This window comes from Streptomyces fractus (assembly GCF_049844455.1).
In the GTDB taxonomy this organism is placed as follows: Bacteria; Actinomycetota; Actinomycetes; order Streptomycetales; family Streptomycetaceae; genus Streptomyces; species Streptomyces fractus.
On record NZ_JBMYHI010000002.1, the window covers coordinates 5,077,985 to 5,101,397 of the forward strand.

Below are 23,413 nucleotides of genomic sequence, written 5' to 3' on the forward strand. Positions count from 1 at the left end.
TCCGGGCCGAGCCCTCGTGCGGGAACGGTGGGGGAGGTCACTTGGCGTCCGCGTAGCACTCCACCACCGCCGTCGTGAACGGGAAGCGCACCGGTGTCTCGCCGAAGGTGATGCGGGCGGCGAGGTCCGCCGACTCCCGGATCGCCGTGCTCACCTTCTCCGTCTCCTCCTCGGGGCAGTGCACGATCACCTCGTCGTGCTGGAAGAACACCAACTCGGCTGCCATGTCCGCGAGTTCGCGGCGCAGCGCGGCGAGGACGAGCAGGGTCCAGTCGGCGGCGCTGCCCTGCACGACGAAGTTCCGGGTGAAGCGGCCGCGGGCGCGCGAGTTCGACGAGGCGTAGCCGTACGTGAGCCCGCCCGCTTCCGCGGTCTGTTCGGGCTCGTCCTGTGGGATGCCGGCCTCCTCGGGGTCCGTGGCGCCCGCCGCCGGTGGGCAGGTGCGGCCCAGCCACGTGCGGACCAGGCGGCCTTCCTCGCCCGCGCGCGCCGCCTCGTCCACGTACGCGACCGCCTTCGGGAAGCGGCGCCGCAGCAGCGCCAGGTTCTTCAGGCCGTCGCCCGAGGTCTGCCCGTATATGGCGCCGAGCACGGCCAGCTTGGCCTGACCCCGGTCACCGGCGAACGCACGGTCGGACACTGCCTGGTACAGGTCCGCGGCCTGGCCCGAGACCTCCATGAACGCCGGATCGCGGGAGATCGCGGCGAGCACCCGCGGCTCCATCTGGTCGGCGTCGGCCACGACGAGCCGCCACCCCGGGTCGGCCACGACCGCGCGGCGGATGACCTTGGGGATCTGGAGCGCGCCCCCGCCGTTCGTCGTCCACCGCCCGGACACCGTGCCACCCGGCAGGTACTCCGGTCTGAACCGGCCCTCCCTGACCCAGTCCTGGAGCCAGGACCAGCCGTGCGCCGTGTAGATCCGGTACAGCTTCTTGTACTCGATCAGGGGCGCTACGGCGGGGTGGTCGATGCCCTCGATCTCCCAGCGGCGGGTGGAGGTGAGCTTGATGCCGGCGTGGGCGAACGCCTTGATCACGTCGGCGGGCAGGTCGGGCCGGACCGGTCTCCCGAACGCCGCCGACACCTCGTCCGCCAGCTCGGCCAGGCGGCGCGGCTCGCCCCCGCCCCCGTACCGCTCGCCCAGCAGCTCGCCGAGGACCGCGCGGTGCACGTCCGCCCGCCACGGCAGGCCCGCGGCGTGCATCTCCGCGGCCACCAGCATGCCCGCCGACTCGGACGCGGTGAGCAGCCGCATCCGGCCCGGCTGCCCGGTGGCCCCGTGCCGGCGCTGCTGCTCCGCGTACACGTCGACGAGGTCGGTCAGGGATACGTCGACGGGTGGGCGCGGCTCGAAGAGGGAGGACTGGGAGCCGGGGGCGGCGACGCGGGGCGGGGGATCGGGCGGGACCGGGGCGCCCTTGAGCCTGGCCAGGGCCGCGGCGGCGGAGCGGGGGTCGCCGTGCCGCCCCTCGTGCGCGATGAGGAGGTTCTCGGCGGCCTCGATGTCGTAGCACCGCTCCACGCGGACGCCCGCGGCGAGCAGCTGGGGGTATACGGCGTGGGTGTCCCGCCAGACCCAGCGGGTGACCTCCGGCCGGGATCGGACGGCTTCGGCGAGGTCCGGCTCCCGGACGACCGCCGCGGCGGGCAGGCCGTCCGGGCCCAGCGGCACCAGGTCGGCGCCGCCGCGCTCGGTGGGGGCGAGAGCCCATCGTTCGGTCACGCTGCCGAGTGTCACACCCGGCACTGACAATCTTTCCGCCGCGACGTTGACGCGGCCTCGGGGCGCTGCCCCGGACCCCGCGCCTCAATCGTCGGCGGGGCTCGAACGGCCCACCCGAGTTCCTAGCTGTCCCCGCCCTCGTCGATGAGCCGGCGGACCTCCCGGTCGACCAACCCGAGCCGCGCCTCCGCCACCAAGGGGACCGCCCTGCGCTGGCGCCGCGCCTCGTGCACGTCGATGTCGACCGTCACGAGCCCCGGCTCCCACTGCGGCGCCTGCGCCACGACCGTGCCGCGCGGGTCGACGACGCGGGAGCCGCCCCAGAAGGACGCCCCGTTCTCGTTGCCGACGCGGTTCACGAAGACGACCCAGCACTGGAGCATCTTCGCCGTGTACGACAGGAGCGTGTCCCAGTACAGGGTCGTGTCCATGGCCTCAGGGTCGAGCGTCGCCGCGCTGTTCGCGGGCACGAACAGGACCTCCGCGCCGTCCTGCACCGCCAGCCACGGAAGCACCGGCTGCCACGCGTCGTTGCAGACCAGCGTCGCGGCCCTGCCGTGGTCGCCCGGCAGGTCGTACGCGCGGGAGTGCTGGCCGGGGCTGACGTGCTTGCGCTCCTCCCAGGCCAGGTAGTTCGGGAGGTACAGCTTGCGGTGGGCGTGCAGCAGGGCGCCGCCCGCGTAGTAGGCGGAGGTGTTGTACGCGCGCAGGCTCGTGTGTTCGTGCAGGCCCACCAGAACGTCCGGGCCGTCCGGCGACGTGAGGCCGAGCAGTCGCGGATCGTTCGTGGCGATCGACGTGTCCGACTTCAGGCCGCCCAGGTGATAGCCGTGCAGGCTCAGTTCGGGAAAGACGACCAGGTCCGCCCCCTGGGCCTTGGCCTGCGCGATCTGCTCGCGGGCCGTGTCCAGGTTGGCGTCCACATCGCCGAGTTCGCAGTCGGTCTGCGCCAGTGCCACTCTCATGCCCCGAGCCTCGCATGTCGCGGCGGCCCCTGGCATCTCGGTGGGGGCGCAACCGTTCGGGTGGGCAAGATCGTCCTCGTACTCGTACCGGTAGATAAAGATCATCGTTGCGCAGAAAGGACCACCCGCCATCGTGTCCACCACCCGCCGCGCCGTCCTCACCACCGCTACCGCCCTCGGCGCCACCGCGCTCGCCGGCACCGCCACCGCCCGAGCGGCGACCGGCACCGTACGTGCCGGCGACGGCCGCTTCGCCGCTCTTGAGCGCAGGCACGGAGCGCGCCTCGGCGTGTTCGCGCACGACCTCCGCAGCGGGCGCGGTGTCCGGCACCGCGCGGACGAACGCTTCCCCATGTGCTCGACGTTCAAGACGCTCGCCGTCGCCGCCGTGCTGCGCGACCTCGACCGGCACGGCGAGTTCCTGGCCCGCCGCGTCCACTACACGCAGGCCGACATCGACCGCGCGGGCGGCGCCCCCGTCACCGGGAAGGAGGAGAACCTCGCGCACGGCATGACGGTCGACGAGCTGTGCGGCGCCGCGATCTCGTACAGCGACAACACCGCGGCCAACCTCCTTATGAAGTACCTCGGTGACCCCACCGCGGTCACCCGCTTCGCCCGCTCGACCGGTGACCGCACGACCCGCCTCGACCGCTGGGAACCGGAGCTGAACTCGGCCGAGCCGGGCCGCGTCACCGACACCACGACGCCCCGCGCGATCGGTACGACGTACGCGCGCCTGGTCATCGGCGGCGCCCTCGCCCCCGCCGACCGCGACCGCCTGACCAGGTGGCTGCTCGCCAACACCACCAGTGGTGAACGCTTCCGTGCGGCCCTGCCCGCCGACTGGGTGCTCGGCGACAAGACCGGCACGGGCTCGTACGGCACCGCCAACGACGTCGGCATCGCCTGGACGCCGGACGGGGCGCCGGTGATCCTCTCCGTCCTGTCGACCAAGCCGGACAAGGACGCCGAGGGTGACAGCCCGCTCGTGGCGCGGGCGGCCGAACTGATCGTGGAGTCCCTGACCACCTGACCTCACGGCCTGACCGCACCGCCTGACCTCGCCGCCATGGCCTCACGGCCCGAGTTGTCGGACCCGGCTGAGACCATGGCGGTATGAGCAGCGGTACGAGCAGTGACAGCACGGTCGAGCGGGCCCTCGCCGCATCCCTGCACGACGGCGGCGACCTCGACACCGGCGCCTCGCTGCTCGCCGCCGACCCGTCCGCCGACGCGGAACTCGCCCAGCGGGGGCGGGAGTTCGTGCGGCGGGCGTGGGAGCGCGGCTGGCAGCCGGCCGACGTGCTGCGGATGGTCGTACGGGAGGGCCTGGACGGGAGCCACGAACGGCTCGCGGCCCGCCTGATCCGCAGCGAGACCGAGCGGTACGCGAACCTGCCGCCGCGCTGGGCCGCCCAGCTCGCCGACCTCCCGGCCGAGGGGCCCGCGCGCGTGGACCGGTTCTCGTACGCCACCAGCACCCTGGAGCTGTACCGGCTGCTCGCGCGGCTGCCCGCCATCGAGCCGGTCGGGCCGATACCGGGCGAGTCGATCACCGTCCCCGTGGCGGGTGAGCCGCGCGCTCTGGCGAAGATCCGCGCACTGCTCGCCAAGGCGGAGCGGACCGGGTACCCGCCGGAGGCGGAGGCGCTGTCGGCGAAGGCGCAGGAGCTGATGGCCCGGCACTCGGTCGACGAGGCGCTGCTCGCCTCCCGTACGCACGCGAAGGACGCGCCCGCCGCCTGCCGGATCGGCGTCGACGCGCCCTACGAGACGGCGAAGGCGGTCCTCCTCGACGCGGTGGCCGGCGCCAATCGCTGCCGCGCGGTGTGGAACTCGGCGTTCGGATTCTCGACCGTGGTCGGCTTCGAGCCGGACCTGGAGGTCGTGGAGGTGCTGTACACGTCGCTGCTCGTGCAGGCCACGGCGGCGATGACGCGCGCGGAGGCCGAGCAGCGGGCGGGCGGCAGGAAGCGTACGAAGACGTTCCGGCAGTCGTTCCTCGCCGCGTACGCGCACCGGATCGGGGACCGGCTCGCCGCCGTATCCGAGCGGGTGACGGGTGAGGCGGGCGAGGCGCTGCCGGTGCTCGCGGCGCGGGACGTCGCGGTCACGGGGCGGGCCGAGGAGATGTTCCCCGAGACCGTGACGACCCGAATGAGGGGCGTCACGGACGGGGCCGGCTGGGAGCAGGGCGTCGAGGCGGCGCAGCGGGCCCGCCTCGACGGGTGAACCAGAACCTAGGCCGTCGCCGCGCGCTCGATGCGGTCGAGCAGGCGGTGGTGGCGGACGGCGTGTGCGAAGTCGGGGACGACGGACGTGCCGTCGGCCAGGTCGCGGCGGAGCTGGGCGTAGGCGGCGCCGACGTTGTAGGCGTCGGTGCCGCGCAGCTCCGCGAGCTCGGGCTCGAAGTAGCGCTCGGGGACGGTGATTTCGGTGCGCTCGGTGGCGGAGCCGCGGGCCCCGGTGAGGGTGTAGTCGCCCAGTTGCAGATGGCCGTGGTCGCCGGTCACGACCAGGTCGCCCTCGGTGCCGTTGATCTCCCAGTGGAAGTTCGTGCCCCGCGATTGACCGCCCCGGAAGTGCACGGAGGCCACCGCGCCGGAGGCGAGCACCCCGCCGAGCACCACCTGGTCGGGGACGTCGGGCCGGTGGATGTCGCCGGTGCGCGGGTCCTTCAGCTCCCGGCGCCGGGTGGCGGTGACGGCGCTGACCTGGGCCGCCTCGTCGAAGTCGCCCAGCACCGAGACCAGTCCGTCGAGCGTGTGCCCGAACGGGATGGTCAGCATGTGCGCCCCGTTGGCCCGGTCCAGGAGATACGCGGAGCCCTCCGGCACCTCCGCTCCCCAGCCGCGCCCGGACCCCACCATGCTGGTGGACAGCACCTCGCCGACGTAGCCGTCCGCGATCAGGTCGCGCAGATGCCGCACGAGCGGGGCGGACCGGGCCTGAAGCCCGGTGAACGTGCGAAGGCCGCGGCCGTCGGCGAGCGCGGCGAGACCTTCGGCCTCGGCGAGCCCGACGCCCAGCGGCCACTCGGAGAACACCGCCTTCCCGGCGGCGAGGGCGGACTCGATGATCTCCCGGTGGTCCGGCACCTTGACCGTGACCACGACGAGGTCGACCTCGTCGGAGGCGGCCAGCTCGGCGGCCGTGCCGAAGGAGTGGGCGATGCCGTACTTCTCGGCGGCCGCCCGCGCGGACTCGGCGCTGCTCGCGGAGAGCGCGCGCACTTCGAAACCCTTGAGCTGCCGCAGCGCGGGCAGGTGGGCACGGGAGGCCCAGCCACGCCTGGCGGAGAGGCCGACGATGCCCACGCGGACGGGCGGCTGCTGGGACTGGGGCATGGCGGACTCCTCCAAGAGGCGGCGAGGCACTAGAATGTTCGATGATCTACGAACATTCGGAGTGTATGCATGGCGTCGAACACTCGGCAAGGGTGTTCAGGGCGTGGATCCTCCGGAAGTGACCATCCGGAAGCGATCATCCGAGAGCTCATTGGGGAACAGGGAGGACGGCATGGCGGTGGCGCGGGCGGCGACAGAAGGTACGGCGGGCGGTCACCGGGCGGCGCCCGTGCACGCCGATCCGGCGGACGTCCCCCTGGAGGCGGCGCTCGTCGCGCTCGCCGACCCGGTGCGCCGCACGCTCGTCCGTGAGCTGGCCGGGGCCGCCGACTGGGAGCGCACCTGCGGCACCTTCGACGTGCCGGTCACCAAGGCGACGCTGAGCCGGCACTTCTCCGTGCTCCGGGAGGCGGGCCTGCTCGAACAGCGGGACGCCGGGCCCAGGCGGCTCAATCGGCTGCGCCGCGCCGAGTTCGACGCCCGTTTCCCCGGCCTCCTGGACCTGGTGCTCCGCGAAGGGGAGTAGAGCCTCGCCGTCCGGATCGGTCGATGCCCGTATTCTGGCGAAATGAGCTGGTTCCGGGCGTTGAAGGTGACCACGCGCTCGGGCCTGACCGTGGAGCGCAAGCGCCTCGAACCGCTGATCGCCCTGCGCGGCGCCGCGGGGCTCGCGATCGTCCTCGCGGTGAGCTTGTCGCTGTTCGGTCCCGCGGTGGCGGCCGGTTCCGCCTTCGGGGCGTTCCAGGCGGCGATCGCCACGTTCCAGCGCAGCTGGCGGCCGCGTCCCGAACTCGCGCTCGCCTCCGGCGCGAGCCTCGGCGTCTCGACGTTCCTCGGCTACCTCACCGGCTCCCACCTCGTCTTCTTCCTGCCGCTGCTCGCGCTGTGGACGTATCTCGCCGGCCTCGCGTGGGCGGCGGGGCCGACCATCGGCATCATGGCGTCGTCGAACGTCGCGATGATGCTCGTGACCATCACGCTGCCGACGACGATCGCCGAGGCCGCGGGGCACGCGGCGATGATGGTCTTCGGCGGCCTGGTCCAGGCGACGCTGGTGATCCTCTTTCCCGTACGCAGATGGGGGGCGCACCGCGACGCGCTCGCCGACGCGCTCGCCGCGGAGGCCGACTACGCGCGGCGGCTGCGGCACGACGCGGTCGCCGCGTTCGATCCCGAGCCGCTGATGTTGGCCCGGAACGCGGCGGCGCTCACGCCGCGGCAGGCGCGCACCCGGCCCGCGCAGCTGCACGGTGCGCGGGGGCTCGCGGAGCGGATCCGTCCGGTGCTGGCCTCGCTCGCGGATCCGGCGGTCGGGGTGCCGGAGGAGGGGCCGGAGCGGGACCGGGTGCGGGAGTTGCTTGCCGCGGCGGGGGCGATTCTGGACGCCGCGGCGAGGGCCATCCGGCATGGTTCGCCGGTGAAGGTGCCGCCGGATGCGATCGCGGCGTTTCGGTCCCCGGATACCGGGGCGATTCTTTCCGGGCCGCCGCAGCGGGCTGCGACGCGGCTGGGCTCGCTCCTCCGGGACGTTCTGGAGACGGCGGGCGGGGTCCGGCCCGCCGATGACGCGGGCGCCGCGCCTACGCCACGGGGCTCCGCCCCGGACCCCGCGCCTCAATCGCCGGCGGGGCTTGATATTGCCCAGTCGCCGCAGGGGCGGACCACGGTGCCGCGTGCGGATGACGCGGGCGTCGCGCCTACGCCTCGGGGCTCTGCCCCGGACCCCGCGCCTCAATCGCAGGCGGGGCTTGATATTGCCCAGCCCCCGCAGGCACGGCATGATGTCCACCCCCCGCACGGGCTCGATAGTGCTCAGCCGCTCCGGCGGCCCAGTATTTTTCATTTGTTGCCTGTTGCTGTGCGGGCCATCCGGCGGGAGGCGCGGCCCGGGTCGCCGGTTTTGCGGCATGCGAATCGCGTCGCCGCGGTCGCCGTGGCCGGGTACCTGATCGGCGAGGTCCTCCCGTACGGACACGGCTACTGGGCGCCGATGTCCGCCGTGATGGTCATGCGCCCCGACTTCTCGCAGACGTACTCACGGGCGGTGGCCCGGTTCGGCGGCACGCTCGTCGGTGTCACCGCGGCCACCGCGATCCTGCAACTCGCACACCCCGGCACGTATCTCTCCGCGGTGCTCGCCGTGGTGTGCGCGGGGCTGATGTACCTGCTGATGCGCACGGGACAGCTCGCCGCCCAGGGCTGCGTCGCCATGTACGTGGTGTTCCTGCTCGGCATGGGCGGCCAGGAGTGGAGCCAGACGGTCCCCGAACGCGTCGTGCTGACGCTGGTCGGCGGCGTGCTCGCGATGACGTCGTACGCCCTGTACCCCGCCTGGGAGACCCCGCGCCTGCGCACCCGGCTCGCCGACTGGCTGGCCGCGCTCGGCGAGTACGCCGCCGCGGTCGTCGCCCACTACGCGAGCCCCGCGGGCAAGAGCTGCCCGGACGTGCGCGAGGCCTTGCTGAGGGCCCGTGACGCGCACATCGCCTGGGAGCAGGCCGCGGCCCGCGCCAAGACCGAACCCGTGCGCCACCGCGGCCTCTCCAACGCCGCCGCCGACGAGGCCGCGCACGCCCTGCACCACATCGGCCGCGTCGTGATGCTGATGGAGGCGCACCTGCCGGAGCGCGGCACGACCCCCGTGCCCGCCGCGGACGCGCTCGCCGACGCGCTGCGCGCCGCGACCCGCGACGGCGCCCAGGCCATCCGCGAGCGCCGGATCCCGCGCTGGAAGCCGGTCCGCGAGGCCCTCGACGCGTGGGACGGCGAGGGCGTCCCGGACCGGGTGGTGCGCCGCGGGGCGGCGCTGTTCCTCGAATCCCTGGAGGAACTCTCCGACGCCCTGGACACCGACGTACCGCCGATGACGCGGGAGATGACCCGGGAGCCGAGCGACCAGAGGTGACTCAGTTCGTCGGGGTGCCGCTGGACAGGTCCTTCGGCAGCTCGTCGTCCTTCGTCTTCCTGAACGTGTCCTTCTTGCCCGCGTCCCAGGTCACCCGCATCGTGCGGCCGTCGTTGGACTCGACCACGCCCGCGGTGCGCTCGGTGTCGCCGTCCGCGCACCGCAGGCTGAACTCCGGCTTGCCGCCGCCGTCCACGACCCCGGTGCACAGGTGTCCCTCGCCGGTGCTCAGGGACGCCTGCTCGCGGCCGACGGCGAGGACGACGGGAGTGCCGCCCGTGTGCGCGCTCCAGACGCCTTCGGCGTCCCGCACGGCACCGGAGCCGCCGACGTCGGAGGTCCGGTCGGCGGCGGGCGAGGCCGATGAACTCCCCGCGCTCTGCCCGGACTTCGTGCCGCATCCGCCGACGGCGAGCGCCGCCACGACGGCCGCGACACCCGCGACGACCCGTACGTTCCTGTTGCGCACGACTTCTTCCTTCCTCCTACGCGTACGTACGACTACGACTACGACTCCGTACGGCCTCAGAACGGGAACTGCGAGCGCCCCCGCTGCACCGATATCCACTTCTGCGTGGTGAACGCCTCCAGCGTCGCCTCGCCGTTGAGCCGCCCGATCCCCGACTGCTTCTGCCCGCCGAAGGCGACGAGCGGCTCGTCGTGCACGGTCCCGTCGTTCACATGGAACATGCCGGTGTCGATCCGCTGGGCGAAGTCCACGCCGCGCTCCACGTCGCCCGTGTGCACGGCTCCGCTCAGCCCGTACGGGGTGTCGTTCGCGATCCGCACCGCCTCCTCGTCCCCGTCGAACGGGATGAGCAGGGCGACCGGGCCGAAGATCTCCTGCCGCAGGACGGGGGAGTCGGCGGGAAGCCCGGTGAGCACGACCGGTTCCACCATGTTCCCGTCCACACCCCCGCGTACGAGAGCGGTGGCGCCCTCCGCGACCGCGGTGGCGACGACGCCCGAGATCGCGTCCGCCTGCGTGGAGTTGATGACGGGGCCGATGACGGTGTCCGGGTCGCGCGGGTCGCCCGTCTTGAGGGAGGAGACCTTCGCCACGAACTTCTCCGTGAACTCCTTCTCCACCTTGCGGTCCACGAGGATCCGGTTCGCCGCCATGCAGACCTGGCCCTGATGGACGTACCGGCTGAAGACCGCGGCGTCCACCGCGTAGTCGATGTCGGCGTCGTCGAGCACGGTCAGCGCGCTGTTGCCGCCGAGTTCGAGGATCGACTGCTTGAACTGCGCGGCGCAGACCGTCCCGACATGTCTGCCGACCTGGTCGGAGCCGGTGAAGGAGATGACCTTCGGTACGGGGTGGGTCAGGAACGCGTCGCCTATCTCGGCGATGTCGGTGATGACGACGTTGAGCAGTCCGGCCGGCAGGCCCGCGTCCTCGAAGAGCTTCGCGATCAGTGAACCGCCGGTGATCGGGGTGTTCTGATGCGGCTTGAGGACCACACCGTTGCCGAGCGCGAGCGCGGGCGCGACGGACTTGAGCGACAGCAGGAACGGGAAGTTGAACGGCGAGATCACGCCCACCACCCCGACCGGCACCCGGTAGAGCCGGTTCTCCTTGCCGTCCACGGGCGAGGGGATCACGCTGCACCGCGGGCGCAGCGCCAGCTGGACCGACTCGCGCAGGAACTCCTTGGCGAGGTGCAGCTCGAAGCCGGCCTTGACCCGCGTACCACCGAGCTCGTCGATGATCGCCTCGGTGATCTCCTCCTCGCGCTCCTCCAGGAGGCGCAGCGCGCGCTCGAACACGGCGCGGCGCGCGTACGCGTTGGTCCTCGCCCAGTCCTTCTGGACCCGCTCGGCCGCGCGGTACGCCTCGTCGATCTCCTCCACGGAGGCGACGGTGATGGAGGCGAGCTTGTCCCCGTTATAGGGATTGAAGTCGATGATGTCCCACGCCCCGCGTCCGGGACGCCACGAGCCGTCGATGTATTGCCGGTCCAGTTCCGTGAAGTAGGACATGTAATCCCTTGCTGCAGCGCCGGGCACCTCTGATGCACGTCATCGTACGGGCGGGTAACGGCAGTTACAGCAAGAGATCCGTCAACTCACAGCACACTCACGCCAATTCGGACAGCGCGTCACGCAGAAGTCGCACACTGTCCTCGGGCGAGGGGCACTGGGTCGACAGGTCCGTCATCGCCTTCTCGTACTGGGCGACGTCCTCGCGCTTGTCCAAGTACAGGGCGCTGGTGAGCTGTTCGAGGAAGACGACGTCCGAAAGGTCGGACTCCGGGAACGTGAGAATGGTGAACGTGCCGGACTCGCCGGGGTGCCAGCCGTGGCTGAACGGCATGATCTGAAGGGTCAGATGGGGGAGCGAGGCCAGCTCGACGAGGTGCTCCAGCTGTCCGCGCATCACCTCGCGCCCGCCCTGCACACGCCGCACCGTGGCCTCGTCGAGCACGATGTGCACCTCGGGCGCCCGCTCGTCGACCAGCAGCTTCTGCCGTTCGATGCGCAGCGCGACCCGTCGCTCGATGTCCTCGCGCGCGGCCCCCTTCATGCCCTGCTCGACGACCGCGTGGGCGTACCCCTCGGTCTGCAGCAGGCCGTGCACGAACTGGGCCTCGTACCCTCGGATTTGAGTCGCGGCGCCCTCGAGCCCGAGGTACGTCGGGAACCAGCCGGGCAGCACGTCGCTGTAACTGTGCCACCAGCCCGCGACGTTGGCCTCCTTCGCGAGCGAGAGCAGCGCGGAGCGCTCTGCCTCGTCATCCACTCCGTACAGCGTCAGCAGGTCGGCGACATCGCGCGTCTTGAAGCTCACCCGTCCCAACTCCATGCGGCTGATCTTCGATTCGGAGGCGCGAATCGAGTAGCCGGCGGCCTCGCGGGTGATCCCGTGCGACTCCCGCAGGCGCCTCAGCTGTGAGCCCAGCAGGATGCGTCGCACCACTGAGCCTCCACCAGAGTTCAGCGCCTGGGGCGACCCCCATGCCTCCCCAGCGGTCACGTCTCTTCATCCTCCCCATCGGTCCACGGCCGAAGTCTGCCATCAAAACGCTCCAGCCTGTACTCGTTCGGTTACAGAAACGGAAAGATCACGAACTACATGCGCAAGAAGTCGTAGGAAGAAATGAGCGAGAAGCGGTACGGGGGCCCTCAAGTCGGGCGCGTGCACGTGCATCTGCCCTTGCATCCGCTGTACGCATTCGGAACGATGGCGCCACCACCGCTCGCTGCGTACCGCGAAACTGGGGAGTACCTCGCATGGGGACGGACGGATCGACCATGCTTGAGTCTTTAGACGCGTGGAGGCAGAGCCTGCCTCCGGTCGACCCCTCCGCCGTCTCCAGCACCGCGTCCTGCGCTCTGCCCGCCCGCTATGAAGCGGTGGGCTGCGCACGGGAGTTCAGCCGCAGGACGCTCGCCGACTGGGAGGCGTTGGAGCGCTTCGACGACATCTGTCTCGTCGTCTCCGAACTGGTCACCAACGCCATGCGGCACGGCCTCCCGGCGGACACCCCACGCGCCCAGGACCCTCCCGTACGCCTGCACTTGATGCATTGGTCTTCGCGCGTAGTGTGCGCGGTCCGTGACCCCAGTGACGACAGTCCGGTCGCCCAAGAAGTGGACATAGACGCCGACTTCTCGGCGGAGTCGGGGCGCGGACTGTTCCTCGTCGAGTCGTTCGCCGACAGCTGGGGCTGGCACCCCTTGGCCGGGGCTCTGAGCGGGAAAGTCGTCTGGGCGCTGTTCAGACTCTGAGAAGTGCCCTTGATGTCACGTCAGGCCCCGGCCGTCAGATGGTCGAATTCCCCGTCCTTGACGCCGAGGAGCATCGCCTCTATCTCCGCCGGCGTATAGACGAGCGCGGGCCCTTCCGGAAAGTTCGAGTTGCGCACGGCGATCCTTCCGCCGGGCAACTTCGCGAACTCCACGCAGGAACCCTGCGAGTTGCTGTGCCTGCTCTTCTGCCAGACCACTCCGTGCAACTCCGTGGCCGCCATGCCGTTGTACACGTGGTGCACGGTTCGCTCCCCGGTGGTGCTGTCAGTGCTGTAACAGTGAATGATTCTGTGGTCAATGTGAAAGCCGGGACAGCAGTGATCAACTGCCCCAACTGTCCAGGATCATAGCTGCGTTCATATGCCCTTGCATGGGCAGATGCACGTGCACGCCGGGTGTTCTCGCAGTTACAGCTCGGAAAGCGCCTGCCCCAGTGCCTGCATTACATGCGAACGCCAGCCACCGTCCATGATCTTTCGAGCCATCGCCTGGGCGGGGTCGTCCGGATCGAATCCTTCATGAAGCAAGAAAAGACGCGTCCCACGGCCTTCGGCGTGCAGCGTCCAAGTGATCGTCCAGTCCGCGGAATTGGCCGGATCTCGATCCGCCCACCGCATCCGCAGCATCCGCCCGTCCTCGTAGGCGAGAACCTCTGCCTCGACCTTGCCGGAGAATTGGGTGTTGGGGCGCGGCACCGCAGTCATCGTGTAGCGGTGCCCGACCGCGAGCCGGAACTGTTCGCTTCCCGGCATCATCCAGCGCCGGATCAGCTCGGGTTCGGTCAGTGCGCGCCACACCTTGTCGGGCGGGTGCGGGAAGAACTGGTCGACGGTGATGGTGGTCGGGTCGGGCGTCGGGTCGGGCTCACTGATGCTCATGAGGCGTCATCGTCGGGCATGGCGTCCAGTACGTCGCTGAGGTCACTCAGCTTCTTCCGCCAGAATCGCTCGTAGGGATGCAGCCAGTCCTGAACGTCGGCGAGCGGCGCCGCCTCCAGGCGGTAGATCCGCTGCCGGCCCGAGCGCTCCTCGGAGACGAGGCCCGCTTCGCGCAGCACCCTCAGATGCTCGGAGAGGCTGGGCCGGGCCATGTCGAAGCGGTTCGCCACGGCGCCGGCCGGCTGCGGGCCGTGCTCCCGCAGCAGACGCAGGATCTCGCGCCGGGTGCCGCTGGCGAGCGCGGCGAAGATCCGGTCAGGGGTCGGGTCCTGGTCCTGGTTCCGGCCGGTGGCGGTGCGCGCGCTCGCGGGGGGCATGGCGGTCAGAAACTTCCTGTCTCGTTCTCGGTGATCAGCATCAGGCTGTTGCCGTCCGGGTCGGTCAAGCCTGCCATCCGGCCCCACGGCATGTCGTCGGGCCCGCTGACCTCGACGCCGGCCGCCCTGAGCCGCTCGCAGTCGGCGTCGACATCGGTCGTGACGAACATGATCCCCCGCGCCGATCCGGGCGTGAAATCGCCCATGCCGGGTCCGGCCAGCGTGAAGACGGTCTGTGCCCCGGCGGGCGCGACCTGCAACCAGCGGCCCGGCGGCATCTCGCGGTCGACGACGACCTCGAAGCCGAGCCGGTCGACGTAGAAGCGCAGGGCGCGGTCCTGGTCGGTGACGGGGAGGGTGAGGAAGGAGGCGTGGGTGATGTTCATGCGCCAGACGATACGTAGGGTTTTACCTACGCGTCAAACGTAGGGAACGTCCTACGCGTTTCATGGCGCCGGCTTGACCGGCGGCAGGCCCCTGTGCCCCGGCGTCTACGCTGGGCCGCATGTCAGCGATCCGCCTGCTGGTTCTCGGGGCCGTACGCCAGCACGGCCGCGCGCACGGCTATCAAGTACGCAACGACCTGGAGTACTGGGGCGCCCACGAGTGGTCGAACGCCAAGCCCGGCTCGATCTACCACGCGCTCAAGCAGATGGCGAAGCAAGGGCTGCTGCGCGCCCACGAGGTCGCGCCCTCCACGGCCGGCGGCCCGCCGCGCACCGAGTACGAACTCACGGACCAGGGGCAGGAGGAGTACCTCGCCCTGGTCCGCGCGTCGCTGACCTCCTACGACCAGCGGCCCGACAACCTCGCGGCGGCGCTCGGCTGCATGGTGGACCTGCCGCGCGCGGAGGTCGTGAGCCTGCTCGAGGAGCGGGTGCGGCGCATGGCGGAGTGGCGGCGCTCCGTCACGGAGTACTACACGCCCGAGGAGGGCCCCGAACAGCTGGGCCACATCGGCGAGATCATGAACCACTGGGTCTACTCGGCCGACACCGGCGCCAAGTGGACCAAGGGCCTGATCGCCCGCATCGAGGGCGGCGCCTACACCTTCGCGGGCGAGGGCGAACCCTTCGTCGGCGTGCTCGCGCAGGGGCAGAAGAACCCGTACGCGACGGGGGCCTGAGCGCCGCGCCGCTCAGTGGTGGAAACCGGTGGCCTCGGACCTGTCCCGCGTGAAGGGGTGCGGCTGCCGTCGCAGCTCCGGCAGCAGCCGCCCCAGGTCCTCCACCAGCAGTTCCGCCAGGTCGGACGAGAAGCCGTTGCGGCACACCACCCGCAGCACCGCCAAGTCCTCCCGGTGCGCCGGGAACGTGTACGCCGGCACCAGCCACCCCCGCTCCCGCAGCCGCCGCGACACGTCGAACACGTCGAACGCTTTGACATCGGGTGCCGTGGTGAACGCGAACACCGGCAACTCGTCGCCCCGCGTGAGGAGTTGGAAGTCGCCTAGCGCCTCGATCCGCTCCGCGAGCCCGCGCGCCACCTGCCGGGTCGCGTGCTGGACGGCCCGGTAGCCCTCCCTCCCGAGGCGCAGGAACGTGTAGTACTGGGCGACCACTTGGGCCCCCGGCCGCGAGAAGTTGAGCGCGAAAGTCGGCATGTCGCCGCCCAAGTAGTTGACCCGGAAGACGAGTTCATCCGGCAGGGCCTCCGCGTCGCGCCACAGCGCCCACCCGACGCCCGGGTAGACGAGCCCGTACTTGTGCCCCGACGTGTTGATCGACGCCACCCGCGGCAGCCGGAAGTCCCACACCAGCTCCGGGTCGAGGAACGGCGCCACCATCGCGCCCGACGCCCCGTCCACGTGCACGGGGATGTCGAGCCCCGTCCGCTCCTGCAACGCGTCGAGCGCCGCGCACAGCTCCGCGATCGGCTCGTACGAACCGTCGAAGGTCGAGCCGAGGATGCCGACGACGCCGATCGTGTTCTCGTCGCACAGCTCCGCGGCCGCCGCCGGGTCGAGGTGGAACCGCTCGCCCTCCATCGGCACCTGCCGGGCCTCCACCTCCCAGAAGTTGCAGAACTTCTCCCAGCAGACCTGCACGTTCACGCCCATGACGAGATTGGGGCGGGCCTCGCGCGAGGGGTAGCGGTCGGCGTTCCGCAGCGCCCAGCGGCGCTTGAGTGCCATCCCGGCGAGCATGCACGCCTCGCTCGACCCGGTGGTCGAGCAGCCGACGGCGGTGGACGGATCGGGCGCGTTCCACAGGTCGGCGAGCATGGCGACGCAGCGCCGCTCCAGCTCCGCCGTCCGCGGGTACTCGTCCTTGTCGATCATGTTCTTGTCCCGGCACTCGCCCATGAGGACGCCGGCCTGCGGCTCCATCCACGTCGTCACGAAGGTGGCGAGGTTGAGACGGGCGTTCCCGTCCAGCATCAGTTCGTCACGGACGAGTTGATACGCGGTCGTGGGCGCGAGCGGGCCGTCCGGCAGCCGGTGCTTGGGCGGGGCGTCCGTCATCCCGGCCGTCGGATTCGCCTCCCCGTAGAAGGGGTTGACGGAGACGGGGCGCTCGTCGGGCTTGCCGTAGCGGTCGGCGGGGCTCTGGTGCAGTGGTGGCATGAGGAGCAACTCCTTTGCTTGAAAGGGAAGTTGTGTACTTCTCGACGTTCTCAGCGGATCGCCGATCCGTCCTCCGACAGTTGCATCTGCGGCCTGCCCGTCACCAGGAGCCAGGCGGGCAGCGACGCGATGCACATCAGGGCGATGATCGCGGGGGACGCGACCAGGACGGCCGCCGTGAAGAGGCTCACCCAGCCCTGCCGGGTGACCGCGAGCAGCACCCCGAGCACCCCGGCCGCGATGCCGACCGACGGGTTCACGCCGGGCACGAGCGCGTGCGCGAACAGCCCGAAGGCCGCGCCCACGAAGACGGCGGGGAAGATCCGCCCGCCCCGGAACCCGCACGTGGCGGCGATGAGCAGCGCCGCCAGCTTCACCACGGTCATCAGGGCGAACTCCCCGGCCGACCAGCCGTCCGGCGACCCGGCGATCTCCTTGACCTCCGCGAGCCCCTTGAACAGGGTCAGTTCGCCGCCGAGCGCCCCGAGCAGGCCGAGGACGAGCCCGCCCAGCGGCAGCGTCAGCATCGGGTGGCCGAGGCGGCCGAAGGCGCGGTGCACGTAGGGGAAGGCGTACACGGCGGCCATCGCGAACACCGCGGCCGCGCACGCGATCACGATCGACGACAGGAGGTCGACCCAGTCGGGATCGCTCAGCGGCGGCAGGCCGAGATCGAAGGAGGGCGAGGCGATCAGGGACGTCGTCATGGAGCCCGCCGCCGCCGCGAGAAGTGGCCCGAACATGTTGTCCCACAGCGAGCCCTTCATCGGCAGCGCCTTGCCGGCCAGCGTCTCGGAGACGAGCAGCGCGGCGGCGATCGGCGTGCCGAACAGGGCGCCGATGGTCGCCGCCGTCGCCAGGCTCACCCACATCGTCGCGGGCGACTTCGGCACCAGCTTCTTGCCGAGCCAGAACGCGAGCCCCACGTTGATGGCGATGATCGGGTTCTCCGGACCCAGGCTCGGCCCGCCCGCCAGCATGAGCGCCGCGGCGAGCGCGAGCCCCGGCAGCACGTACGGCGGCAGCGGTGCCTCGCCGCCGAGCCCCATCGTCGCCGGGTCGGGGCCCGCGTGCCCCGGCGCCTTCCAGACCACGAGCCCGACGAGGACGCCCGTGACGGTGAGCATCACGATGATCCACAGCGAGGAGTAGCCGCCGATGCCGAGGGCGTCGGGCAGGTCCTCCCACACCAGATCGGCCAGCTTCTCCGCGATCCAGTCGAGCGCGAGGAACAGGACGCTGCATCCGACACCCACCACCAGCGCGGGCAGGACGAACGGGAGCAGGGCGCGAGCGGAGACGGCGGGCGGTGGCGGTGACTCGATCTCGGTATGGGTGCTCACGGCGCCACCCTAAGCGGACATAAATGGCGTAACACCCCGAAAACTCGCCGAAGGAATGGACTTGCACCTCACGTCACGTGAGGCCCCAGGGTGAATCACGTACGAGAAAGGAGGTGCGGCGGATGAGCTACTCCGTGGGTCAGGTCGCCCGCTTCGCCGCGATCACGGTGCGCACCCTGCACCACTACGACGAGATCGGCCTGCTGGCCCCGAGCGAGCGCAGCACGGCGGGGCACCGCCGGTACGGCGAGGCCGACCTCGACCGGCTCCAGCGGATCCTCTTCTACCGGGAGCTCGGCTTCCCGCTCGACGAGATCCAGGCCCTGCTCGACGACCCGGAATCCGACCCGCGCGAGCACCTGAGGCGCCAGCACGAACTGCTGACCGTCCGCATCGAGAAGCTGCAGAAGATGGCCGAGGCCGTCGAACACGCCATGGAGGCACAGAAGATGGGCATCCAGCTCACACCGGAAGAGCGCTTCGAGGTCTTCGGGGACACGGACCCCGTGGAGTATTCCGAGGAGACGGAGCAGCGCTGGGGCGGCACGGCGGCGTACGCCGAGTCGCAGCGGCGGGCCGCGACGTACTCCAAGGAGGACTGGCTGCGCATGAAGGCCGAGAACGACGACTGGCTCGCGCGCTACGTGGCCCTCGTCACGGCCGGCGAACCGGCGGACGGCGAGCGCGCCATGGACCTGGCCGAGGAGCACCGCGACCAGATCTCCCGGTGGTTCTACGACTGCCCGCACGAGATGCACGCCTGCCTCGGCGCCATGTACGTGGCCGACGAACGCTTCAAGGCGTACTACGACGCCCTGGGCGAGGGCGTCGCCGACCATCTGAGCGCCGCGATCCACGCGAACTCGGTCAGGAACGGCTGAACCACAGGTTTGCCACAGTTTCCGCACAGTGCATCCTGAGGGGGCCACTGGAACCTGGCAGGTACAACTGGCGTTGATAACTTTGCACCGCCATTGCCTTGCCCTGCCTTTGTCACCCAAGCCCCCAGGAGTCCGGACCCGTGATGACGCTTGCTCTAGGACCAAGCTGGCTGGACCCGGACTATCTGCTGAACACGTTCGGCATCTGGGGCCTGCTGCTCATCGTGTTCGCCGAGTCGGGCCTGCTGATCGGCTTCTTCCTGCCGGGTGACTCGCTGCTCTTCACCACGGGCCTGCTGATCACCTCGAAGCAGCTGGACTTCCCGCTGTGGGGGGCGATCGGGCTGATCTGCCTCGCCGCGATCCTGGGCGACCAGGCGGGCTACATGTTCGGCAAGAAGGTCGGCCCGTCCCTCTTCAAGCGGGAGGACTCCCGGCTCTTCAAGCAGGAGAACGTCACCAAGGCGCACGAGTTCTTCGAGAAGCACGGCCCCAAGTCCCTGGTCCTGGCCCGCTTCGTGCCCATCGTCCGTACGTTCACGCCGATCATCGCGGGCGTCTCGGGCATGAAGTACCGCTCGTTCCTCACGTTCAACGTGATCGGCGGCGTGCTGTGGGGCGCGGGCGTGACGCTGCTCGGCTCCTGGCTCGGCAACATCGAGTTCGTGCACAAGAACATCGAGGCGATCCTGATCCTGATCGTCCTGATCTCGGTGGTCCCGATCGCGATCGAGTTCCTGCGGGCCCGCGGCAAGTCGAAGAAGGCGGCGGCACAGTCCGGGGACGCGGGCGGCACCGGAGAGACCCCGCCCCGCCGCCGGCACGCGAAGCGCTAGAAACCCCTCGTGCGCTTGGCCGCGCGGCGTCCCGCGGCGCCCGGGCCCTGAAGGAACAGGCGGGAGACCTCGCCACCGAGGTTCACGCCGATCGCGATGGCGAGGGCGAGCGCCGCCGCCTTGGACAGCGACGTGAGCCCCGAGTTCACGTCGCTGTGCGCGATCGCCAGCAGACCGAAGTACGTCGCCGAACCGGGCAGCAGCGGGCCGATCGCGGCCGTGACGTACGGCAGCGCCGACGCGAACTGATAGCGCGAGAAGAGCTGACCGAACAGGCCCACGAGCCCCGCCGCCGCGGCCGTCGCGGCCACCGGCGAGATCCCGCCCTGGTAGTGCAGCGCCCCGAAGATCGCGCCCGCGACCCCGCCGTTGAGCGTCACGGCGATCACGGTCGCCCGCTCCTGCTGAAGCAGCACGGCGAACGCGAGCGACAGCGACATCGACGCGAGGATCTGCCAGACCGGCCGGTCGACGGTCTGCAACGCCTCCTCCGGGTCGAGCTGCGCGTGCAGCTGCACGCCCACGTAGAGCATGATCAGGACGCCGATGACGATGCCGACGAAGAAGTACATGACTTCCAGGAGGCGGGCGGCGGCCGTGATGTAGAAGCCGGTCAGACCGTCCTGCACACCGGCCACGAGCGCCCGCCCGGGCAGCAGCGCGAACAGTCCACCGGTGATCACCGCGGAGGCCCGCACGTCCACGTAGTCGTGCGCGAGCGTCAGCGCGATGCCCATCGCCGCGGGCGGCATCGCGGCCACCGTGAACTGGTAGAACTCCGGGAACCCGCGCCCCGCGCAGAGCCACGCGAGCCGGTCGCCGAGCATCGCGCCGATCGCGGCGACGAGGAACACCAGCAGGTCACCGCCGACCAGGATCGAGGCGGACCCGGCGAGCAGCCCGCTCGCCCCGGTGAGCGCCCAGCCCGGGTAGGGGTGCCGGTTCCTGCGGATCTCGGCGAGGCGCCGATAGGCCTCCTCGAGGGAGACGTCGACCTCCTCGTCGCTGATGTCGTCGACGAGCCGGTACACGGCCGCGAGGCGCGTGTAGTCGGTGCCGCGGCGCCGCACGGTGCGCGAGGCCGTCACCGGGTCGTCCACCAGGGACGGCTGGAAGCTGATCGACAGGAGAGTAAACGTTACTGTCGGCTCGCAGCGGTCGAGCCCGTAGGACCGGCACACGGCGAACATCGCCGCCTCCACGTCCTCGGCGCCCTCACCACCGGCCAGCAGCAGCTCCCCGATACGCAGCGTCAGGTCGAGCACGCGCGGAACGGCGGGACCCGAGTCCTCGTCGTGCTTCTGCACAAGCTCGGGGGCGGGCCGCTCGGCGACCGGCATCCGCAGCATGGTGCGCATGCGGTCCTGCCAGGGCGCCTCCTTGGTCAGCCTGACCATGGGGATGCCCTGCGGCGGGGTGAACGCGGGCGGCGACTCGCGGGCGCTGTACGTCCGCGGCCGCGTGAACGCCGAGCCCTCCGTGTCCACCGGCTCGGGTGCCTGCACGTTCAGCCCATTGGGCACCGCGAACTCCGACGTGGTCGACGATTCCTCGTCGGCCACCGGGGGCGGCGTGATGATCCCGATCGGCTGCGTGAACGCGCTGCGCGCCTCGTCGGACTGCGGCTTGCGGTCCTCGGGGGCCTCGGACTCCCGCTCCGTCACCTGTGTCGTTCCTCGCCCTTCACATCGCTGCGTAATCCCTGTACCGCACGTACGCCTCAGTATGCGCACAGATACGCGAACGGGCCGCCCCAGGGGGGGCGGCCCGGATGTGAACGCGGGGGACTCAGTGGCCGCCGTTGTCCTGAGCGCGCTTGTAGGAACGCTCGATCTCGGCCTCGGCCTCGGTACGGCCGACCCAGTCGGCGCCCTCGACGGACTTGCCGGGCTCGAGGTCCTTGTAGACCTCGAAGAAGTGCTGGATCTCCAGGCGGTCGAACTCCGAGACGTGCTGGATGTCGCGCAGGTGCTCCATCCGCGGGTCCGTCGCCGGGACGCACAGCAGCTTGTCGTCGCCGCCGGCCTCGTCCGTCATCCGGAACATGCCGATCGCGCGGCACTTGATGAGGCAGCCCGGGAACGTCGGCTCGTCCAGGATGACCAGCGCGTCCAGCGGGTCGCCGTCCTCGCCGAGGGTGTCCTCGACGTAGCCGTAGTCCGTCGGGTAGGCGGTCGACGTGAACAGACGACGGTCGAGGCGGATACGACCGGTCTCGTGGTCGACCTCGTACTTGTTCCGCGATCCCTTCGGGATCTCGATCAGGACGTCGAACTCCACCGGTGGCTCCTCAATGATCAACACAAACGTCTGGTGGTTAAGTGTCCCCTACGCAGATGTGTGATCGCGAAAGGGGCTGGTCCGCGGTGCCGGAGCCGAAGGCTTCGCAGCTCGTGAAGAGTGCGGCGAAGACTGTTGCCGGATCCAAGACCAAGCACGTCACGGTGGGCGCGACGGCGGTGGGTCTCGCCCTCGCGGCCGTTGTGGCGGTCGCGGCCGGTCCCTGGGACGCTTCCGGTCAGCGTAAGGCCGAGGCCGACCGGGCCGCCTCCTCGGAGACCGGAGGTGGCGCAGATCACGGCGGCGCGGCCGAGGCGGCGCCGAGCGCCCCCGTGGTGCTCGCGGCCCCCGGCGCGTCCGTGCCGGGCCCCACGAGGGGCGCCCTGGCCGATGTGCTCGACCCGCTCCTGAAGGACTCCGCGCTCGGCGGCCACCGCACGGCCGCGGTCGTCGACGCCATCACCGGAAAGAGGCTCTACGGAAGGTCGCCGGGCGACACCCTCACCCCCGCGTCCACGACGAAGCTGGCCACGGCGGTGGCGGCCCTCTCGGCCGCGGGCCCCGACCACCGCATCGCCACCCGTACGGCCCTGGAGAAGGGCTCCAAGAAGCTGATTCTGGTGGGCGGCGGCGATCCGACCCTGACGGCCCGGGAGAAGAATCCTTACGGTGCCGCCGACCTGGGCACTCTCGCCGACAAAACCGCCAAGGACCTCAAGAAGCGCGACATCGGCGAAGTCACCTTCACGTACGACACCTCGCTGTACTCGGGGCCCGACACGCACCCCATCGGACCCAACGAGAACCTCGCCCGGGTCACCCCGCTGATGACCGACGAGGCCCGCACCGACGACTCCGACAGCGGACCGGCCGCGCGCGAGGGCGACCCGGCGGCGGCCGCGGCGAGGAAGTTCGCGGACCTGCTCGGCGACCACGGCATCAAGATCAAGGGCGACCCGGCATCCGGCAAGGCGTCCAGCCGGGCCCAGAAGCTCGCGAAGGTGTCGTCGCCGCCGCTCTCCGCGCTGGTCGAGCGGATGCTGACGCACAGCGACAACGACATCGCCGAGGCGCTCGCCCGGCAGACCGCGATCGCCGCGGGCGGGAGCCACGACTTCGACGGCGCGGGCAAGGCCGTAGAGAAGCAGCTCGGAAAGCTCAGGCTGCCGCTCAAGGACACCCACTTCGCCGACGGCAGCGGCCTCGACCGCGCCGACAAGGTCTCCGCCGACCTGCTCACAGGACTGCTCGCCAAGGCCGCCGACCCGTCCCGCCCCGAGCTGCGCTCCGTCCTCACGGGCCTGCCGGTCGCCGGCTTCACCGGAACCCTCGCGAGCCGCTACGAGGACGCGGCCGACGCCTCGGGAACGGGCCTGGTCCGCGCCAAGACCGGCACCCTCACCGGGGTCAACACGCTCGCCGGGACGGTCGTCGACGCCGACGGACGCCTCCTCGTCTTCGCGTTCATGACGGAGGGCGCCCTGGACCCCAAGGCCGCGCAGTCGGGCCTCGACCGCCTCGCCTCCTCGGTCGCCAACTGCGGCTGCAGGTGA

The 23,413-nt window shown here is 70.9% G+C and carries 22 protein-coding genes and 1 pseudogene; 9 read left to right on the top strand and 14 right to left on the bottom strand.

Features of this window, described 5'->3' with window-relative positions; all coding sequences use genetic code 11:
• Positions 1-37: 37 nt before the first annotated feature.
• Both ACP4E5_RS24960 and ACP4E5_RS24965 read right to left on the bottom strand, forming a co-directional pair.
• A complete protein-coding gene (locus ACP4E5_RS24960) occupies positions 38-1,726 on the bottom strand; it encodes a bifunctional 3'-5' exonuclease/DNA polymerase (RefSeq protein ID WP_425832279.1) in 1,689 nt (562 codons plus the stop codon).
• 122 nt (positions 1,727-1,848) lie between these two features.
• Positions 1,849-2,691 (bottom strand): nitrilase-related carbon-nitrogen hydrolase, encoded by an 843-nt coding sequence (locus ACP4E5_RS24965; protein ID WP_425832281.1) that lies wholly within the window; start codon positions 2,689-2,691, stop codon positions 1,849-1,851.
• Positions 2,692-2,821: 130 nt separating this feature from the next.
• On the opposite strand from ACP4E5_RS24965, the gene bla reads away from it, so the two are divergent.
• Positions 2,822-3,727: a class A beta-lactamase gene (gene bla, locus ACP4E5_RS24970; protein WP_425841630.1), complete on the top strand. Its 906-nt coding sequence runs from the start codon at positions 2,822-2,824 to the stop codon at positions 3,725-3,727.
• Between the two features lie 83 nt (positions 3,728-3,810).
• Positions 3,811-4,926 carry a DUF2786 domain-containing protein gene (locus ACP4E5_RS24975; protein WP_425832283.1) on the top strand — a complete coding sequence of 372 codons (1,116 nt, stop codon included), beginning with the start codon at positions 3,811-3,813 and terminating at the stop codon, positions 4,924-4,926.
• An 8-nt stretch (positions 4,927-4,934) separates the two neighbouring features.
• Here the strand turns inward: ACP4E5_RS24975 and ACP4E5_RS24980 are convergent, their stop codons facing one another.
• Positions 4,935-6,041, bottom strand: coding sequence for a Gfo/Idh/MocA family protein (locus tag ACP4E5_RS24980; protein ID WP_425832285.1), 1,107 nt, complete (start codon positions 6,039-6,041; stop codon positions 4,935-4,937).
• A gap of 172 nt (positions 6,042-6,213) precedes the next feature.
• Between ACP4E5_RS24980 and ACP4E5_RS24985 the strand changes: the two genes are divergently transcribed.
• Positions 6,214-6,567: an ArsR/SmtB family transcription factor gene (locus ACP4E5_RS24985; RefSeq protein WP_425832287.1), complete on the top strand. Its 354-nt coding sequence runs from the start codon at positions 6,214-6,216 to the stop codon at positions 6,565-6,567.
• A gap of 42 nt (positions 6,568-6,609) precedes the next feature.
• Positions 6,610-8,946, top strand: coding sequence for an FUSC family protein (locus ACP4E5_RS24990; RefSeq protein ID WP_425832289.1), 2,337 nt, complete (start codon positions 6,610-6,612; stop codon positions 8,944-8,946).
• Position 8,947: 1 nt separating this feature from the next.
• Here ACP4E5_RS24990 and ACP4E5_RS24995 read toward each other — a convergent pair whose 3' ends face one another.
• The 3 genes from ACP4E5_RS24995 to ACP4E5_RS25005 form a co-directional block, all read right to left on the bottom strand.
• On the bottom strand, positions 8,948-9,415 hold the full coding sequence (locus tag ACP4E5_RS24995; RefSeq protein ID WP_425832291.1) for a hypothetical protein: 468 nt from the start codon (positions 9,413-9,415) through the stop codon (positions 8,948-8,950).
• A gap of 56 nt (positions 9,416-9,471) precedes the next feature.
• A complete protein-coding gene (locus tag ACP4E5_RS25000) occupies positions 9,472-10,929 on the bottom strand; it encodes an aldehyde dehydrogenase family protein (RefSeq protein ID WP_425832293.1) in 1,458 nt (485 codons plus the stop codon).
• 97 nt (positions 10,930-11,026) lie between these two features.
• On the bottom strand, positions 11,027-11,923 hold the full coding sequence (locus ACP4E5_RS25005; protein WP_425832295.1) for a helix-turn-helix domain-containing protein: 897 nt from the start codon (positions 11,921-11,923) through the stop codon (positions 11,027-11,029).
• 257 nt (positions 11,924-12,180) lie between these two features.
• Here ACP4E5_RS25005 and ACP4E5_RS25010 point away from each other — a divergent pair, with 257 nt between their 5' ends.
• Entirely contained in the window at positions 12,181-12,678 is a 498-nt protein-coding gene (locus tag ACP4E5_RS25010) for an ATP-binding protein (RefSeq protein ID WP_425832297.1), read from the top strand.
• A 20-nt stretch (positions 12,679-12,698) separates the two neighbouring features.
• On the opposite strand, the gene ACP4E5_RS25015 is transcribed toward ACP4E5_RS25010, so the two are convergent.
• From ACP4E5_RS25015 to ACP4E5_RS25030, 4 genes are all read right to left on the bottom strand, one after another.
• Positions 12,699-12,941, bottom strand: a complete 243-nt coding sequence (locus ACP4E5_RS25015) for a DUF397 domain-containing protein (protein ID WP_266711349.1) — start codon at positions 12,939-12,941, stop codon at positions 12,699-12,701.
• Positions 12,942-13,106: 165 nt separating this feature from the next.
• The gene (locus tag ACP4E5_RS25020) at positions 13,107-13,577 is read right to left on the bottom strand and encodes an SRPBCC family protein (protein WP_425832299.1); all 471 of its coding nucleotides are present in this window, start codon (positions 13,575-13,577) and stop codon (positions 13,107-13,109) included.
• Positions 13,574-13,954: a metalloregulator ArsR/SmtB family transcription factor gene (locus ACP4E5_RS25025; RefSeq protein WP_425832301.1), complete on the bottom strand. Its 381-nt coding sequence runs from the start codon at positions 13,952-13,954 to the stop codon at positions 13,574-13,576. Before ACP4E5_RS25025 ends, ACP4E5_RS25020 begins: the two co-directional genes overlap by 4 nt.
• Before the next feature lie 5 nt (positions 13,955-13,959).
• Entirely contained in the window at positions 13,960-14,340 is a 381-nt protein-coding gene (locus tag ACP4E5_RS25030; protein ID WP_425832303.1) for a VOC family protein, read from the bottom strand.
• 119 nt (positions 14,341-14,459) lie between these two features.
• Between ACP4E5_RS25030 and ACP4E5_RS25035 the strand changes: the two genes are divergently transcribed.
• Positions 14,460-15,080, top strand: coding sequence for a PadR family transcriptional regulator (locus ACP4E5_RS25035; RefSeq protein WP_425832305.1), 621 nt, complete (start codon positions 14,460-14,462; stop codon positions 15,078-15,080).
• Positions 15,081-15,092: 12 nt separating this feature from the next.
• Here ACP4E5_RS25035 and gad read toward each other — a convergent pair whose 3' ends face one another.
• On the bottom strand, positions 15,093-16,520 hold the full coding sequence (gene gad / locus ACP4E5_RS25040; RefSeq protein WP_425832307.1) for a glutamate decarboxylase: 1,428 nt from the start codon (positions 16,518-16,520) through the stop codon (positions 15,093-15,095).
• Between the two features lie 50 nt (positions 16,521-16,570).
• Complete coding sequence (locus ACP4E5_RS25045; RefSeq protein WP_425832309.1) at positions 16,571-17,863, bottom strand: ion channel protein; 1,293 nt, start codon at positions 17,861-17,863, stop codon at positions 16,571-16,573.
• A gap of 122 nt (positions 17,864-17,985) precedes the next feature.
• On the opposite strand from ACP4E5_RS25045, the gene ACP4E5_RS25050 reads away from it, so the two are divergent.
• Both ACP4E5_RS25050 and ACP4E5_RS25055 read left to right on the top strand, forming a co-directional pair.
• Complete coding sequence (locus ACP4E5_RS25050) at positions 17,986-18,744, top strand: MerR family transcriptional regulator (RefSeq protein WP_425832311.1); 759 nt, start codon at positions 17,986-17,988, stop codon at positions 18,742-18,744.
• Between the two features lie 140 nt (positions 18,745-18,884).
• A pseudogene (locus tag ACP4E5_RS25055) lies at positions 18,885-19,520 on the top strand (DedA family protein); the annotation flags it as partial.
• Positions 19,521-19,576: 56 nt separating this feature from the next.
• On the opposite strand, the gene ACP4E5_RS25060 reads toward ACP4E5_RS25055, so the two are convergent.
• Both ACP4E5_RS25060 and ACP4E5_RS25065 read right to left on the bottom strand, forming a co-directional pair.
• Positions 19,577-21,244, bottom strand: a complete 1,668-nt coding sequence (locus ACP4E5_RS25060) for a threonine/serine exporter family protein (protein ID WP_425832313.1) — start codon at positions 21,242-21,244, stop codon at positions 19,577-19,579.
• A gap of 124 nt (positions 21,245-21,368) precedes the next feature.
• Entirely contained in the window at positions 21,369-21,860 is a 492-nt protein-coding gene (locus ACP4E5_RS25065; RefSeq protein WP_385762809.1) for an inorganic diphosphatase, read from the bottom strand.
• 56 nt (positions 21,861-21,916) lie between these two features.
• Here ACP4E5_RS25065 and dacB point away from each other — a divergent pair, with 56 nt between their 5' ends.
• The gene (gene dacB / locus ACP4E5_RS25070; protein ID WP_425832315.1) at positions 21,917-23,413 is read left to right on the top strand and encodes a D-alanyl-D-alanine carboxypeptidase/D-alanyl-D-alanine endopeptidase; all 1,497 of its coding nucleotides are present in this window, start codon (positions 21,917-21,919) and stop codon (positions 23,411-23,413) included.